The organism is Dehalobacter sp., from assembly GCA_023667845.1.
In the GTDB taxonomy this organism is placed as follows: Bacteria; Bacillota; Desulfitobacteriia; order Desulfitobacteriales; family Syntrophobotulaceae; genus Dehalobacter.
Map to the genome: position 1 here is coordinate 1 of JAMPIU010000048.1, position 1,398 is coordinate 1,398.

At 42.5% G+C, this 1,398-nt stretch carries 2 protein-coding genes and 1 riboswitch; of the genes, one reads left to right on the forward strand and one right to left on the reverse strand.

The window, feature by feature from the left end:
- Positions 1 to 365 precede the first annotated feature (365 nt).
- The gene (locus NC238_02145; protein MCM1564759.1) at positions 366 to 776 is read right to left on the reverse strand and encodes a hypothetical protein; all 411 of its coding nucleotides are present in this window, start codon (positions 774 to 776) and stop codon (positions 366 to 368) included.
- A gap of 189 nt (positions 777 to 965) precedes the next feature.
- A riboswitch (Lysine riboswitch) is annotated at positions 966 to 1,137 on the forward strand.
- Positions 1,138 to 1,175: 38 nt separating this feature from the next.
- Between NC238_02145 and NC238_02150 the strand changes: the two genes are divergently transcribed.
- The coding region (locus tag NC238_02150) for a 3-aminobutyryl-CoA ammonia lyase (protein MCM1564760.1) at positions 1,176 to 1,398 on the forward strand (223 nt) is incomplete at its 3' end.

The window sequence follows — 1,398 nt, forward strand, 5'->3', positions numbered from 1 at the left end:
TCGATAACAGTAAAACGTATGAAGAAGTACCGGAGCACCTGGTCTGGCTTGAAATATCCGAACTAAACACGTTGGATAAACCATTTTATCCAGAGTTCTTTGTGGATGAATTGTTACATCTGTCAGAATGAGTCGAACATGTTGTTACGATTGGCGATAATTTCAAAGATCTTTGATTTTCATCGTTTTTTCTATTTTTAAAGAGTGGTACTGCTGTTTTGCCGATGGAGAAGTGGTATTCTATGCTTACGATAATGACACTTATCATAACCATAACTCATAATTTTCAAACTATTTCAATCCCCCAATTTAGATTCTTCTGGGTCTGGGAAAAGGCTTTCTTCGTCTGTTCGGTTTATTTTGGTTTATCTTGAACTGAGGACTTTGAATGAACCGACCCACGGTTCGCCCAAGCGGTTTTTCTCAGAAACTTCAACTTTATTGAAATGCTGAGCCACCTGGATCAGTTCTGATGCAATGTTTCCCCAATCCTGCGATAAAACTGCTTTGACCAAGGACAACCGGCGTGCTTCCACCCAGCTCCATTCCATTCTGAATCGATCAGCTTTCAGCCAGTAATCACGTTTCTCCCATGCTGTGGCGCTTAAATCAACTGATTCCTCGATCTTTTCCAAAGCCAGTACAACGTAAGCTGCCATATCCAGGCTCTCTTTGTCTGGCTGCCCTTTTTGCATCATTCTTCTGATCGACAGTACAATGGATTTGGTCAATCTGTTGCGGTAAGTTGTACCGCTTTCGTTGGATTTAATGGTCATAATAATTCCTCTGGTAAATAATCGAACGCAATTATAGCCTAAGTCCCCCACCCCGCATTGGTTAGGATCCATATTATTATGTATATACATAACTTGTGAATTAAGTAACAACTTATGATTTTACCCTTCCCGAAACAATTCTTTTCATATATAATCCTTCCTACAGACGAGCGTCTGGAAAATTGAATATCTAAAAATAGAGGCGCGGCGGATCGTGTAGAGACTTCGGAGTAACCCGGGACTGGGTGAAGAATCGAATTATCCGTTGCCGAAGGGTAAAAAGAGAGCCCTCTCCCCTACCTTGGTGTCCCGAAGCAATTTCGGCCACTGTCATGCGATCGCATGGAGCGCTATGTGTTCTTATTAACACATGGCGCTTTTAAATTAATAGGAGAAACGATGAACGAAGTTGTTATCAGATTACGAATTGGTGCAGAGAATGCCCATTATGGCGGCGGGCTGGTTGATGGTGCCCATTTAACCAAGCTGTTCGGCGATGTTGCAACCGAATTACTCATCCGCCGCGATGGCGATGAAGGGCTCTTTAGAGCGTATGACAACATCGAATTTCTTGCTCCTGTTTTTGCAGGTGATTTTATTGAAGCCAAAGGCTGGATAACTG